Origin of the sequence: Bradyrhizobium sp., assembly GCF_030697065.1 — a bacterium.
In the GTDB taxonomy this organism is placed as follows: domain Bacteria; phylum Pseudomonadota; class Alphaproteobacteria; order Rhizobiales; family Xanthobacteraceae; genus Bradyrhizobium.
Genome location: NZ_JAUYQU010000087.1, coordinates 46602 through 58925 on the forward strand (window position 1 = coordinate 46602; position 12324 = coordinate 58925).

The window sequence follows — 12324 nt, forward strand, 5'->3', positions numbered from 1 at the left end:
AATACACTGTTTGAAAAACAACGAGCCGCGCGGGAGCGAAATCATGAAATTCGGCATCTTCTATGAGCTGCAACTGCCGCGCCCTTGGGAGGCCGGGAGCGAACTGAAGCTCTACCAGGACGCGTTGACGCAGCTGGAGACCGCCGACCGGCTCGGCTACGATCATGCCTGGGTGGTGGAACATCATTTCCTCGAGGAATATTCGCATTCGCCGTCGCCGGAGTCCTTTCTCGCCGCGGCCAGCCAGCGCACCAGTAACATCCGGCTCGGCCACGGCATCTTCCAGCTCACCACCAATCATCCGGCGCGCGTCGCCGAACGGGTCGCGGTGCTCGATCTCTTGAGCAACGGCCGCTGCGAATTCGGCATGGGCGAAAGCGCCTCGATCACGGAACTCACGCCGTTCGGCCGCGACATGGAGACGAAGAAGGAAGTGTTCGAGGAGGCGGTCGCCGCCATCTTCCCGATGTTCGGGGAGGGCGGCAGCGAGCATCACGGCAAGTATTTCGACATTCCGCTGCGCAACGTGGTGCCCAAACCCGTGCAGAAGCCGCACCCGCCATTGTGGATGGCGTGCTCGCAACTGCCGACCATCGAGCGTGCCGGCCGGCACGGTTTTGGCGCGCTCGGCTTCCAGTTCGTCAGCGCAGATGCCGCCCATGCCTGGGTGCACGCCTATTACAACGCCATTACAAAACGGCTGAAGAAGCTGGCGGACTACGAGATCAATCCGAACATGGCGCTGGTGTCGTTCTTCATGTGCGCGAAGACCGACGAGGAGGCCCGCGCGCGGGCGGATGGCGCAACCTTCTTCCAGTTCGCGCTGCGCTTCTACGGCGCCTCGCAGAACCGGCAGCGTCCCGATCCCGGCACCGTCAACATGTGGGACGAATACAACAAGTGGAAGCGCGAAAATCCGGAAGCCCAGGAGGCCGCCTTGCGCGGCGGCCTGATCGGTTCGCCCGAAACCATTCGCAGGAAACTGCGGCGTTTCAGAAGCTCTCATATCGACCAGGTGATCCTGCTCAACCAGGCCGGCAAGAACAGCCACGAGCACATCTGCGATTCGCTCGAACTGTTCGCGAAGGAAGTCATGCCGGAGTTCCGCGAGGACCCGGAACATGACGCCTGGAAGGCCGGCGTGATGAGCGGCGCCATCAAGCTCGAGGAAATCGATACCGAGGCGTTCACGGATCGCTACGGCAAGCTGGCGGTGACTGTCGCGCCGGCAAAGGCAAACGCGGCGGCGAGTTAGCGAGTTCGCTTAGCTCCGCAGCGCCGCCAGCAACTCGTCCGGCCGCTCGACCATCATCATGTGGCCGGCGCCTGACAGTACTACCGTGCGCGAGTTCGGCAGTGCGGCGGCCAGCGCCTTGCCGGCCCGGGCCGGTGTCATCATGTCGCGCTCGCCGAGAATGAGCGTGGCCGGAACCTTGATCTGCGCGGCGGCGGCCAGCGCGCCCTGATAGGCGTTGCAGGCCGAGAGGTCGTTGAACAGCACGCCGGGCCGGCACTGCTCCAGCACCCGCTGCGCGCCGCAATGCATCCACAGGCCGGGCGCGAGGCTGCCGCCGAGTTCGGCCTGGTAGCCAAGGCCCCAGATCGAGACCATGTCGATGGCGTCATGGTCGTTGGCTTCGGCGGCCCTCAGCAGATCGGGGCCGACCGTCATGGTCGCCGCGGTGCCGATCAGGCTCAGCGCGGTCACCCTGGCCGGGTGCCGCGCGGCGGTCTCCAGCGCGATCAGCGATCCCATGGAGTGACCGACCAGCCGTGCCGTCGCAGCACCGGCCGCATCGAGCAAGGCCGCGGTCCAGTCGGCCATGTCGGCGATGGTTGCCAGCGGCGCGCCGCCGGAGCGGCCGTGTGCCGGCAGATCCGGCGCCAGCACGCCAAACCCGTGATGCGCGAACCACCTCGAATGCAGCGCCCATGTGGTGTGATCGAAGCCGGCGCCGTGCAGCAGCACGATGGTGGGCAGGGATTTGTCGTATTCCCGCCCGCCGGTGGCGACGAAGGTATCGGTGCCGTTGACGGTGAGTTGCATGGCTCAGGCCTTCTGCGAGATGCGGAGCGCCTGGCCGAGATCGTCGACGATGTCGGTGGCGGATTCGATGCCGACCGACAGCCGCACCAGTTCCTCGCCGACGCCTGCGGCCTTGAGCTGGGCGGCATCCATCTGCTGATGGGTGGTGCTGGCGGGGTGAATGACCAGCGTCTTGGCGTCGCCGACATTGGCGAGATGGCTGATCATGCGGAGCGCTTCGATGAACTTCCTGCCGGCGGGCCGGCCGCCCCTGATGCCGAAACTGACGATCGAGCCCGCGCCGCGCGGCAGCAGCGTTTTCGCAAGTTCATGGTCCGGATGGTTCGGCAGCGACGGGTGCAGCACCCATTCGACCGCCTTGTTGGCGGTGAGGGCCTCCAGCACCGCATGGGTATTGGCGATGTGGCGGTCCATGCGGACGCCGAGCGTCTCGACGCCCTGCAGCAGTTGAAACGCATTGGTCGGCGACAGGCAGGCGCCGAAGTCGCGCAGGCCCTCGCGGCGCGCGCGCAGCAGGAAGGCGCCGATGGTGGACTCCTCGGTGAAGACCATGTTGTGGAAGCCGTCGTAGGCCTGGCTCAGCTCGGGGAATTTCCCCGAGGCTTCCCAGTCGAAGCTGCCGCCGTCCACCACCACGCCGCCGATCACCGTGCCGTGGCCGCTGAGGAACTTGGTGGCCGAGTGGTAGACCAGGTCGGCCCCGTGCTCGAAGGGCTTGATCAGCCAGGGCGAGGTCAGGGTGGAGTCCACCAGCAGGGGCACGCCGGCCTCGTGGGCGATTGAGCTGACGGCGGGGATGTCCAGCACGTCCAGGCCCGGGTTGCCCACGGTCTCGCCAAAGAAGAGTTTGGTGTTGGGCCGCACGGCGGCGCGCCAGCCGTCCAGGTCGCCGGGCTTGACGAAGGTGGTGTCGATGCCGAAGCGGCGCAGGGTGTAGTGCAGCAGGTTCTGCGAGCCCCCGTACAGCGCGGTGCTGGCCACGATGTGCGAGCCCGCGCCCATCAGGGTGGCCACGCTCAGGTGCAGGGCCGCCTGGCCGCTGGCCACGGCAATGGCGCCGATGCCGCCTTCCAGGGCGGCCATGCGCTGCTCGAAGACGGCGTTGGTCGGGTTGCTGATGCGGCTGTAGACATGGCCGGCGCGCTCCAGGTTGAACAGCGCGGCGGCGTGGTCGCTCGACTCGAAGACGAAGGAGGTGGTGAGGTGGATGGGCACCGCGCGTGCGCCCGTGGTCGGGTCGGGCGCGGCACCGGCGTGCAGTGCCAGGGTGTCGAAGCCAGGGTCGGAATAGCCGGGCATGGGTGTCTCCGTAGTTACCCGCGGTCGGGCCGAGGCTTGTCGCATGCCCTCTTGACCCGACGCACGGTTACGTCTTATTGTGGGCTATATTCAATTCATAACAACATCGCGAGGAGCACACCATGAAAGTCAGCGACATTCTGCGCGTCAAGGGCAGTACCCTGTACACCGTGACCCCTGAGGAAACGCTGGCCAAGGCCCTGGATGCGATGTCCGAGAAGGACATCGGCTCCCTGGTGGTCATGGAGAACGGCAATCTGGTGGGCATGCTGACCTTCCGCGAGGTCATCCAGCAGGTGGTGAAGAACAAGGGCAGCGTGGGCACGACGCTGGTGCGTGCCGCCATGGACAGCGCGCCCCTGATCTGCGACGTGGAGACCGAGCTCGACGAGGTGCGCCGCATGATGCTGGAGCGCCACGCCCGCTACATGCCCGTCATGGATGCCAAGACGCTGATGGGCGTGATCAGCTTCTACGATGTGGCCAAGGCCGTGGTGGACAGCCAGAACTTCGAGAACAAGATGCTCAAGGCCTACATCCGCGACTGGCCGGAAGACGATGTACCGGATTCCAAGTTCTGAGAACTTGCGAATCAGGTTTCTTGCTTCCGCTGTCCCCGGCCGCTCTGGGATAATCACTCCCCATGAGCGGCAACACCTTCGGACATCTCTTCACGGTCACCAACTTCGGTGAATCCCACGGCCCGGCCATCGGCTGCGTGATCGACGGCTGCCCGCCCGGCATGTCGCTCAGCGAGGCCGACATCCAGCCTGACCTGGACCGCCGTCGCCCCGGTACCTCCAAGTTCGTCACCCAGCGCAACGAGCCCGATGCGGTGGAGATCATCTCCGGCGTCTACGAGGGCCAGACCACGGGCACGCCGATCTGCCTGCTGATCAAGAACACCGACCAGCGCAGCAAGGACTACGGGCAGATCCTGCAGACCTTCCGCCCCGGCCATGCCGACTACAGCTACTGGCGCAAGTACGGCATCCGCGATCCGCGTGGCGGCGGCCGTTCCTCGGCCCGCCTGACGGCGCCCATGGTGGCGGCCGGTGCCGTGGCCAAGAAGTGGCTCAAGGAAAAATTCGGCACCGAGTTCCGCGGCTGCATGACACAGATCGGCGAGGTCGCCATTCCCTTCGAGTCCTGGGACCACGTGCCCCACAACCCATTCTTTGCCCCGGTGGCCGACGTGTCCGCGCTGGAGAGCTATATGGAGGCGCTGCGCAAGTCCGGTGACTCCTGCGGTGCGCGCCTGCGTGTCACCGCGACCAACATGCCCGTGGGCCTGGGCGAGCCGCTGTTCGACAAGCTCGACGCCGACATCGCCTACGCCATGATGGGCATCAACGCCGTCAAGGGCGTGGAGATCGGCTACGGTTTTGCCAGCGTGGCGGACAAGGGCAGCACGCATGGCGACGCCCTCACGCCGGATGGCTTCAAGGGCAACAAGGCCGGCGGCGTGCTGGGCGGCATCAGCACCGGGCAGGACCTGGACGTGTCGATCGCCATCAAACCCACCAGCTCCATCCTGCTGCCGCGTGAGTCCATCGACACGGCAGGCCACAGCACCGAGGTCATCACCAAGGGCCGCCACGATCCCTGCGTGGGCATCCGTGCCACGCCGATCGCCGAGGCCATGCTGGCCCTGGTGGTGATGGACCACGCGCTGCGGCACCGCGCGCAGTGCGGTGATGTTCAGCTGCCCATCGCACCCATCCCCGGTTCTGTTTAAGCCATGTCCGCGCCGATGACCGAGGCCGAACGCGCCACGCGCATCGATCTGGCCGCGGCCTACCGCCTGGCTGCGCTCAACGGCTGGGACGACACCATCTACACCCACATCTCCGCGGCCGTGCCGGGCGAGGAGGGCGCCTACCTGATCAACCCGTACGGCCTGCTGTTCGACGAGGTCTGCGCCTCCAACCTCGTCAAGGTCAACACACGCGGCGAGAAGCTCGACGACTCGCCCTATGCTGTGAACCCCACGGGCTTTGCCATCCACGGTGCCATCCACGCGGCGCGCGCCAGTGCGCGTTGCGTGCTGCACCTGCACACCGAATGGGGCCTGGCCCTGGCCATGGTGCCGGGCGGCTTGCTGCCCACCACGCAACATGCCATGCGCCTGTTTGATCGCCTGGGCCGCCACGCCTACGAGGGCCTGGCGCTGAGTGAGCCGGAGGGTCAACGCCTGGTGAAGAACCTGGGCGAACTCGACGGCCTGATCCTGGAAAATCACGGTACGCTGACCGTGGGGCAGACGGTGGCCGAGGCCTATATGCTCATGCACCACCTGGAGCGCGCCGCGCGCGCCCAGCTGCGGGCCATGGCCGCCACTGGAGGCCGCGTGCTGGTCGCCAGTGAGGCGGTGGCCGCCAGGACCTATGCCCAGTGGACCGGCGACGGCAGTGAACGCGATGGCGACGCTGAATGGCCGGCCCTGCTGCGCAAACTCGACAAGATCGATCCCACCTACCGCAACTGAAGAGGAGTTCATCCATGCCCACCATCCGCGTTGAAATGTTCGAAGGCCGCACGCCCGAGCAGAAGAAGGAATTCGTCAAGGCCGTCACCGAAGCCGCCGTCCGCACCCTGGGCACCTCGCCCGAGGCGGTGGACGTGATCCTCACCGACATCAAGAAGTCCGACTGGGCCTCGGGTGGCGTGCTCTGGAGCGAGAAGACGAAGTAGGGCGCCCGGTGCCCCAAAACCGCCGGCATCTGGTGCCCTTCGCGGCCCTGTCGGCCAGCTATTTCGCGCACATCGGTTTCTTCAACCCCTACCTGCCGCTCTGGCTCAAGGAGCGGGGTTACAGCCTGTTCGTCATCAGCCTGCTGGTGGCGGTGCCCGCGGTCACCCGCCTGGTCGGACCCTACGCCTGGGGCGCACTGAGCGACCACACCGGCGAACGCGTCAAGCTGCTGCGCTACGCCGCCACCACGGCGCTCCTCGTTTCGCTGGGCCTGTGGGTGGAGGCCGGCGTGGGGTGGCTGGCGCTGGTGCTCTTCCTCATGTTCCTGCACACCAGCGCCATGATGCCCATGAGCGAGGCCGCCATGGCCCATCTGGTGAGTGCCGGCGGCGCCTTCGATGCCAAGCGCTATGGCCGCGTGCGCCTGTGGGGCTCGCTGGGCTTCCTGATCACGGTGTTTGCCGCCGGCGCCTGGTTCGAGGCTTTTGGCATGGACCACTTTCCGGCCTGGACCGTCGTGTCCATGGTCCTGGTGGTGGCGAGTGTCTGGTGGCTGCCGGATCTCAAGGAAGAGCTGCACCCGCATGAGCAGAAACGTCCGCTGCTGCCCATCCTGCGCCAGCGCGCGGTGCAGTGGTTCTTCGCCTCGGCGTTCTTCCATGTGCTGGCGCACATGGGTGTCTACATCTACTTCTCGCTGCACCTCGATGCGCTGGGTTACAGCAAGACCGTGATCGGCATGATGTGGGGCATCTCGGTGGTGGTGGAGATCGTCTGGTTCTTCACGCAAAGCCGCTGGCTGCCGCTGATCAGCCTGACCGGCTGGTTGCTGCTTTGCGCCGCGCTCACCGTGCTGCGCATGGGCATGACCGCCGCCGGCGCCGAACTCTGGCCGGTGCTGCTGCTGGCGCAGTGCCTGCATGCATTCACCTTTGCTGCGCACCACGCGGCCTGCATCGCGCTGCTCTCACACCATTTCCCGGGCAGCCTGCGCGGGCGCGGCCAGGCGCTGTACACCGTGCTGGCCTATGGCGTGCCCGGCGTGCTCGGCGGTCTGGCGGGGGGCGTGCTGACCAGCCATCTGGGCCTGGCCAGCGTGTTCTGGGCCGGGTTGGTGTGCGCCGCGCTGGCCACGTTCTGTGCGTGGCGGGTCTGGCGCCATTTACATGGCCCGCACCACGCCCTCAGTTAGCCAGGCTTCCACGCCGACACCAGCGAAGCCGCTTCATCCTTCTCGCGCGGCTCCAGCCCGCGCGTGGGCGTGCCGATGCAGGTGAAGCCCACCAGCTGCTCGCCCTCTTCGCAGAAGGCCTGCACCAGCGCCGGGTGCTGGCATTTGCGTCCGCTGAGGATCTTGGCGCCGTAGCCCAGGCTGTGCAGGGCGTTCATGAAGTTGCCCATGGCGGCACCCACGCAGATCCACTGCTCGTGCGGGGGCACTTTTTCCACGCTGGCGTCGATGCGCGCCACCCAGGCCACCAGCACCGGCCCGTTCCAGGCGCGCTCGCGTTCGGTGGCCACCTCTTCCTCGCTTTTGCCGGCGTCGCGCGCGAACTGCTCGAACAGCGCGGCCAGGGCCGGGCGCTGGGCTTCAGCGATCGTCACCAGGCGCCAGGGCTGCAGCCGGCCATGGTTCGGCGCGCGCAGTGCGGCCTGCACGGCCAGCGCAAGCTCTTGCGCGTCGGGCCCGGGGGCCACCATCCAGCGCGGGCCGAGCGAATGGCGGCCCAGCAGGGCGGCCAGGGAAACGGGCATGTCGGTTGTGATGCGATCGCTCATGCCGGTCAGTACAGCAGGCGCTCGTGGATGCGCTGCGCGGCAGCCAGCAGCTTGTGGTCTTCACCCATGCGCCCGACCAGCTGCAGGCCCACGGGCAGGCCCTTGGCGCCGGTGGCGAAGGGCAGGTGCACGGCGGGCAGGCCCAGCAGGGACCAGCTGCGGCAGAACAAGGGGTCGCCGGTGGCGGCCAGGCCGGCCGGCGCCACACCCGTGGTGCTGGGGGTGAGCAGCACATCATGGCGTTCGAACAGGCTGTCGATGCGCAGGCGCCAGTCGGCGGTGCGCTGCAGATAGGCCTCATGCGTGGCGCCGTCGATGGCCATGCCGGCGTCCAGCAGGGCCACGAGCTGGGGGCTCAAGGCCTCGCGATGGCGCAGCCGCTCGTGGCTGAGCGAGCGCGCCATCTCGAAAGTCATCAGGTCCTTCTGTAACTGGATCAGTTCGGCAAAGTCCTGGGGCAGCACCACGTCCTGGCAGCTGTCGCTGTTGCGTGACAAGGCCGCGGTGGCGATCTCCCAGGCGCGCTGGGTGTCCAGTTCGGCCAGCGGCCAGGACGGCGAGGGGAACAGGCCGATGCGCAGCGTGCCGTGTTCGTGGCCCGCCAGCAAGCGCATGTCGCCCGTGAGCACGGCACCCAGCAGGGCGGCGTCGCGCACGCTGCGTCCGAAGCCGCCGATCACGTCCATCGTGGGCGACAGGCTCTTCACTCCCGCGCTCATCACGCGGCCCAAGCTGGGCTTGTAGCCCACCACGCCGCAGTAGGCGGCCGGGCGGATGATGGAGCCGGCCGTCTGCGTGCCCAGGGCCAGCGGCACCATGTGCTCGGCCACGGCGGCGGCCGAGCCGCTGGACGAGCCACCCGGGGTGTGCAGGGGGTTGTGCGGGTTCACCGTAGGGCCGGGCGTGAAGTAGGCGAACTCGGTGGTGACGGTCTTGCCCAGCAGCACGGCGCCGGCTTCGCGGCACAGGGCCACGCTGGCGGCATCGGCCGCCGGGCGGTGGTGGGCGTAAAGGCTCGATCCGTAGCCGGTGGGCAGGTCGGCGGTGTCGAACAGGTCCTTTACGCCAATGGGCAGGCCGTGCAGCGGGCCGCGCACGGCGCCGGCGTCCAGCGCGCGCGCATGGGCCAGGGCCGAGACGGCGTCGATGTGCACGAAGGCGTGGATGTCCTCGTTGCGCGCTGCGGCGCGCTCCAGGCAGGCGCGCACCAGGTCTTCGGCCTTGAGCTCGCGCCGCGCCAGCAGGACGGCGGCCTGGGCGGCACCGAGTTCGTGAAGTTTGGGAGTGGTCATGCCGTCTTCCTCGTGATTCTTGTCGCTGAATGTTAGCCGAGCCCTGAACACCCTCCCCAGTGGCACAATTCCGAATCAACGCCCGGAAAAGATGTCCATGAAAACCGTCCTCGTTCTCAACGGCCCCAACCTCAACCTGCTCGGCACGCGCGAGCCGGCCGTGTATGGCTCGCAGACCCTGGCCGATGTGCAGGACCTGTGCGAGCGTGCCAGCGCCGCCAACGGCCTCAAGCTGGATTTCCGCCAGAGCAACCACGAGGGCGAGCTGATCGACTGGATCCACGAGGCCGGCAGCCAACAGGCCGCCGGCAAGCTGCTGGGGGTCATCCTCAACGCCGGCGCCTACACGCACACCAGCATCGCGCTGCACGACGCCATCAAGGGCGCGGGGGTCACGCTGATCGAGCTGCACATCAGCAATGTGCATGCGCGCGAAGCGTTCCGCCACACCTCGCATATCTCTCCGGTGGCCAAGGCCGTGATGGCCGGCTTCGGCGTCAATGGCTATGCCCTGGCCATCGCCGGCCTGGTGCAGCTGACGGAGAAGAAATGAGCCGCAAGGCGCCCGAGCTGCTGGCCCCGGCCGGTTCGCTGGCCATGCTGGAGACGGCCTTCGCCTTCGGGGCCGATGCCATCTACGCCGGTCAGCCGCGTTACTCGCTGCGCGTGCGCAACAACGACTTCGGCGACATCGAGGTGCTGAAAGCCGGCATCGACCGCGCGCACGAACTCGGGCGCAAGTTCTTCCTCGTGTCCAACATCTTCCCGCACGGCAACAAGGTCAAGAGCTATGTGAGCAATATGGCGCCGGTGATTGCGCTGAAGCCCGACGCCATGATCATGTCGGACCCCGGCCTCATCATGCTGGTGCGCGAGACCTGGCCCGAGATGGAGATCCACCTCTCGGTGCAGGCCAACACCGTCAACTCGGCGGCCGTGAAGTTCTGGAACCGGGTGGGCGTCAAGCGCATCATCCTTTCGCGCGAGTTGTCGCTGGACCAGGTCGAGCAGATCCGCCAGGATTGCCCGGACAGCGAGCTCGAAGTCTTCGTGCACGGCGCGCTGTGCATCGCCTACTCGGGCCGCTGCCTGCTCTCGGGTTACTTCAACCACCGCGACGCCAACCAGGGCAGCTGCACCAACGCCTGCCGCTGGGACTACAAGACCCACACGGCGCAGGTCGACGCCAGCGGCGACGTGCTCGCGCCGCCACGCGCTGCCGGCCACAGCTGCGGCTCCGGCGAGACGTTGCCCAGCGAGGCGCGCGAATCGATTTCCTACCTGCTCGAAGAAAGCAAGCGCCCCGGCGAGTTCATGCCCATCGAGGAAGACGAGCACGGCACCTATGTGATGAACTCCAAGGACCTGCGCGCCATCGAGCACATCCAGCGCCTGGTGGCCATCGGCGTCGACTCGCTCAAGATCGAGGGCCGCACCAAGAGCCCGTACTACGTGGCGCGCACCGTGCAGAGCTACCGCCAGGCGATCGATGACGCCGCCGCCGGCCGCGGCCTGGACCCGGCCCTGCTGGGCCAGCTCGAAGGCCTGGCCAACCGCGGCTACACCTCGGGCTTCTACCAGCGCCACACGCCGCAGGAAACGCAGAACTACCTGAAGGGCTTTTCCGAATCGGGCCGCAGTCAGTACGTGGGCGATGTCCTGGCCTTTGATGCCGCGCGTGGCCTGGCGCAGGTGCGTGTGCGCAACAAGTTTTCTGTGGGCGACCGGCTCGAACTGATCCAGCCCGCTGGCAATGCGGACTACGACATCAGCCGCATGGAGAACGCTGAAGGTCAGCCCGTGAACGTGGCTCCCGGTGACGGCCATACCGTCTGGCTGCCGCTGCCGGCCAGCAGTGTTGGCGCCTTCGTGGCGCGTTACGTGAACCTGCCCGCCCAGGCGCCGGAGACCGCCGCTGCCTGAGGCGGCGCCTGCCATGTCCCAGCCCGCCCTCTTGCAGGTCGACGAGGCCGAGGTGCAGATCAGCGCCATCCGCGCCCAGGGCGCGGGCGGGCAGAACGTCAACAAGGTCTCCAGCGCGATCCACCTGCGCTTCGACATCCCCGCCTCGTCCTTGCCCGAGGACGTGAAGGAGCGCCTGCTGGCCCTCCGCGACAGCCGTATCACCCAGGAGGGTGTGCTGGTCCTCAAGGCCCAGCAGCACCGCAGCCAGGACCTGAACCGGCTCGACGCATTTTCCCGCCTGCACGAGCTGGTCAACAGCGTGGCCCAAGCACCCAAGACGCGCCGCGCCACGAAGCCCACCTATGGCTCACGTCAGCGTCGGCTCGAAGGCAAGAGCCAGCGTTCCGAGACCAAGGCGCAACGGGGGCGGGTGCGCAACGGATCGGACTCGCACTGAGAACGGCTGGGCCTTGCCGATATGACCCTTTTGGGGGATGGCGCATGCAGGGCTGCACGCCAATAATCCCCGCTGCTGTCAACTTCCCTCAATCTGCTCATGGTTCAACTCCTGTTCATCGCGGCCTTCCTCTTCATCGCGTTCATCGCACCTCTCAAGATCACCCTGGGGGTGGCTTGCTCCCTGCTGCTGGTCGTAGGTATGGTCACACTGACGGCTCGCAAGCTGTCCGGGGCGCCATCCTCGCTGGGGGATGCGGTGCGTGCCGTGGGTCTGTCTTTCCTATTTGTGGTGTTGGCAGGGTTTGCTCTGTTCAAGTTCGCGGATCTGACCGGCTTCCGTCATTTCAGCGGGCTCTCCCTCTGGCTCGTGCTGGGCCTTTTCCTGCTGGCCTATGTGCTGGGCTTCAAGCTGAGTCTGGGTTTGCCTCTGGTGACGAGCCTGATGGTTGCACTGGTTGCTGCCGTGATTTCCACCGCTCTGTATTGGGCAACGCGTGGTCCTGAGACTTCGCACGTATTTCGGGCAAATCCGAACGATCCAGCTTCGCAGTTGAAGGTGGATGAGCTCAACTACATGAGTCAGAAGTTGTTTCCGGCGCTGGCTCAGGAAATGCAGCGGATGACGACGCAATGTTCTCCCAGCGATGCCGATCTGAAGATCAAGTTCAGGCTGAGTGCCATCGTGGCACGGGACGGACGGATGAACTCGGTATCCGTGCAACCCCAGAGCGCGTATTCCCAGTGCGTGGCCCGTTATTTCGAGCAGAAGCATTGGCCTGCGCCTGCCTGTGATTGCACTGCACTACCGATCGGTTTCAATTTCGGTGGCCGCGACAATTGAAACCGAG

General features: G+C 66.5%; 14 protein-coding genes. 10 read left to right on the forward strand and 4 right to left on the reverse strand.

Annotated elements, in window-relative coordinates:
* Nucleotides 1-43: 43 nt before the first annotated feature.
* Entirely contained in the window at nt 44-1255 is a 1212-nt protein-coding gene (locus Q8R73_RS06035; RefSeq protein WP_305718625.1) for an LLM class flavin-dependent oxidoreductase, read from the forward strand.
* Nucleotides 1256-1264: 9 nt separating this feature from the next.
* Here the strand turns inward: Q8R73_RS06035 and Q8R73_RS06040 are convergent, their stop codons facing one another.
* The gene (locus Q8R73_RS06040) at nt 1265-2047 is read right to left on the reverse strand and encodes an alpha/beta fold hydrolase (RefSeq protein ID WP_305718626.1); all 783 of its coding nucleotides are present in this window, start codon (nt 2045-2047) and stop codon (nt 1265-1267) included.
* Nucleotides 2048-2050: 3 nt separating this feature from the next.
* Nucleotides 2051-3346 (reverse strand): O-acetylhomoserine aminocarboxypropyltransferase, encoded by a 1296-nt coding sequence (locus Q8R73_RS06045; RefSeq protein ID WP_305718627.1) that lies wholly within the window; start codon nt 3344-3346, stop codon nt 2051-2053.
* A gap of 122 nt (nt 3347-3468) precedes the next feature.
* On the opposite strand from Q8R73_RS06045, the gene Q8R73_RS06050 reads away from it, so the two are divergent.
* From Q8R73_RS06050 to Q8R73_RS06070, 5 genes are all read left to right on the forward strand, one after another.
* Nucleotides 3469-3927 (forward strand): CBS domain-containing protein, encoded by a 459-nt coding sequence (locus tag Q8R73_RS06050; protein ID WP_305718628.1) that lies wholly within the window; start codon nt 3469-3471, stop codon nt 3925-3927.
* A gap of 62 nt (nt 3928-3989) precedes the next feature.
* A complete protein-coding gene (gene aroC / locus Q8R73_RS06055; RefSeq protein WP_305718629.1) occupies nt 3990-5084 on the forward strand; it encodes a chorismate synthase in 1095 nt (364 codons plus the stop codon).
* 3 nt (nt 5085-5087) lie between these two features.
* Nucleotides 5088-5834, forward strand: a complete 747-nt coding sequence (locus Q8R73_RS06060; RefSeq protein ID WP_305718630.1) for a class II aldolase/adducin family protein — start codon at nt 5088-5090, stop codon at nt 5832-5834.
* Between the two features lie 14 nt (nt 5835-5848).
* Nucleotides 5849-6040, forward strand: a complete 192-nt coding sequence (locus tag Q8R73_RS06065; RefSeq protein WP_305718631.1) for a 4-oxalocrotonate tautomerase — start codon at nt 5849-5851, stop codon at nt 6038-6040.
* Nucleotides 6041-6048: 8 nt separating this feature from the next.
* A complete protein-coding gene (locus tag Q8R73_RS06070; protein WP_305718632.1) occupies nt 6049-7233 on the forward strand; it encodes an MFS transporter in 1185 nt (394 codons plus the stop codon).
* Here the strand turns inward: Q8R73_RS06070 and Q8R73_RS06075 are convergent.
* Both Q8R73_RS06075 and Q8R73_RS06080 read right to left on the reverse strand, forming a co-directional pair.
* Nucleotides 7230-7820 carry a nitroreductase gene (locus Q8R73_RS06075; RefSeq protein ID WP_305718633.1) on the reverse strand — a complete coding sequence of 197 codons (591 nt, stop codon included), beginning with the start codon at nt 7818-7820 and terminating at the stop codon, nt 7230-7232. The genes Q8R73_RS06070 and Q8R73_RS06075 overlap by 4 nt on opposite strands.
* A 5-nt stretch (nt 7821-7825) precedes the next feature.
* Nucleotides 7826-9112 carry an amidase gene (locus Q8R73_RS06080; protein ID WP_305718634.1) on the reverse strand — a complete coding sequence of 429 codons (1287 nt, stop codon included), beginning with the start codon at nt 9110-9112 and terminating at the stop codon, nt 7826-7828.
* A gap of 97 nt (nt 9113-9209) precedes the next feature.
* Between Q8R73_RS06080 and aroQ the strand changes: the two genes are divergently transcribed.
* The 4 genes from aroQ (at nt 9210) to Q8R73_RS06100 (ending at nt 12317) form a co-directional block, all read left to right on the forward strand.
* On the forward strand, nt 9210-9665 hold the full coding sequence (aroQ, locus tag Q8R73_RS06085; protein WP_305718635.1) for a type II 3-dehydroquinate dehydratase: 456 nt from the start codon (nt 9210-9212) through the stop codon (nt 9663-9665).
* Nucleotides 9662-11035, forward strand: a complete 1374-nt coding sequence (gene yegQ / locus Q8R73_RS06090) for a tRNA 5-hydroxyuridine modification protein YegQ (RefSeq protein WP_305718636.1) — start codon at nt 9662-9664, stop codon at nt 11033-11035. The genes aroQ and yegQ overlap by 4 nt, the downstream gene beginning before the upstream one ends.
* A 13-nt stretch (nt 11036-11048) precedes the next feature.
* Nucleotides 11049-11474: an alternative ribosome rescue aminoacyl-tRNA hydrolase ArfB gene (gene arfB / locus Q8R73_RS06095; RefSeq protein ID WP_305718637.1), complete on the forward strand. Its 426-nt coding sequence runs from the start codon at nt 11049-11051 to the stop codon at nt 11472-11474.
* A 99-nt stretch (nt 11475-11573) separates the two neighbouring features.
* The gene (locus Q8R73_RS06100) at nt 11574-12317 is read left to right on the forward strand and encodes a hypothetical protein (RefSeq protein ID WP_305718638.1); all 744 of its coding nucleotides are present in this window, start codon (nt 11574-11576) and stop codon (nt 12315-12317) included.
* Nucleotides 12318-12324: the final 7 nt, after the last annotated feature.

What these genes read in the sequence shown, in the direction of transcription:
- Q8R73_RS06080 (WP_305718634.1), bottom strand. Translation starts at nt 9,112, where the DNA reads ATGACCACTCCCAAACTTCACGAACTCGGTGCCGCCCAGGCCGCCGTC.
- aroC (WP_305718629.1), top strand. Translation starts at nt 3,990, where the DNA reads ATGAGCGGCAACACCTTCGGACATCTCTTCACGGTCACCAACTTCGGT.
- Q8R73_RS06075 (WP_305718633.1), bottom strand. Translation starts at nt 7,820, where the DNA reads ATGAGCGATCGCATCACAACCGACATGCCCGTTTCCCTGGCCGCCCTG.
- Q8R73_RS06100 (WP_305718638.1), top strand. Translation starts at nt 11,574, where the DNA reads ATGGTTCAACTCCTGTTCATCGCGGCCTTCCTCTTCATCGCGTTCATC.
- yegQ (WP_305718636.1), top strand. Translation starts at nt 9,662, where the DNA reads ATGAGCCGCAAGGCGCCCGAGCTGCTGGCCCCGGCCGGTTCGCTGGCC.
- Q8R73_RS06045 (WP_305718627.1), bottom strand. Translation starts at nt 3,346, where the DNA reads ATGCCCGGCTATTCCGACCCTGGCTTCGACACCCTGGCACTGCACGCC.
- Q8R73_RS06035 (WP_305718625.1), top strand. Translation starts at nt 44, where the DNA reads ATGAAATTCGGCATCTTCTATGAGCTGCAACTGCCGCGCCCTTGGGAG.
- Q8R73_RS06040 (WP_305718626.1), bottom strand. Translation starts at nt 2,047, where the DNA reads ATGCAACTCACCGTCAACGGCACCGATACCTTCGTCGCCACCGGCGGG.
- Q8R73_RS06060 (WP_305718630.1), top strand. Translation starts at nt 5,088, where the DNA reads ATGTCCGCGCCGATGACCGAGGCCGAACGCGCCACGCGCATCGATCTG.
- Q8R73_RS06050 (WP_305718628.1), top strand. Translation starts at nt 3,469, where the DNA reads ATGAAAGTCAGCGACATTCTGCGCGTCAAGGGCAGTACCCTGTACACC.
- aroQ (WP_305718635.1), top strand. Translation starts at nt 9,210, where the DNA reads ATGAAAACCGTCCTCGTTCTCAACGGCCCCAACCTCAACCTGCTCGGC.
- arfB (WP_305718637.1), top strand. Translation starts at nt 11,049, where the DNA reads ATGTCCCAGCCCGCCCTCTTGCAGGTCGACGAGGCCGAGGTGCAGATC.
- Q8R73_RS06065 (WP_305718631.1), top strand. Translation starts at nt 5,849, where the DNA reads ATGCCCACCATCCGCGTTGAAATGTTCGAAGGCCGCACGCCCGAGCAG.